The organism is Halomonas sp. ND22Bw (assembly GCF_003011945.1).
GTDB classification, from domain to species: domain Bacteria; phylum Pseudomonadota; class Gammaproteobacteria; order Pseudomonadales; family Halomonadaceae; genus Halomonas; species Halomonas halophila.
This window is the reverse complement of sequence record NZ_PXWD01001252.1, coordinates 1-257: the sequence shown is the minus strand read 5'-3', so window position 1 is coordinate 257 and position 257 is coordinate 1. Positions and strand designations below refer to the sequence as shown.

Annotated in this window: 1 protein-coding gene; it reads left to right on the top strand. The window is 59.9% G+C overall.

The features are described from left to right. Nucleotides 1-257, top strand: a 257-nt coding sequence (locus CVH10_RS22195) for a hypothetical protein (protein ID WP_146143283.1), incomplete at both ends; no start/stop codon positions are given.

Below are 257 nucleotides of genomic sequence, written 5' to 3'. Positions count from 1 at the left end.
ACACCGGCCTGTTGCAGGCGGCGACGGCGAGCGACACGTACAACACCAACAACGGCACCTATTTCCAGACGCCGTTCGATCAGGTGAACGTCTATGCCGCGGGCCATTATGAGGTTACCGATGGCATCGAATTCTATTCGAGCGCGATGTTCACGCGTAACCGGGTCGCGACGCAGCTGGCGCCGTCGGGCACGTTCAGCAACACCTATCAGCTGGCGCTGAACAACCCGTATTTGCCAGCGGGCATCCGTAACCAG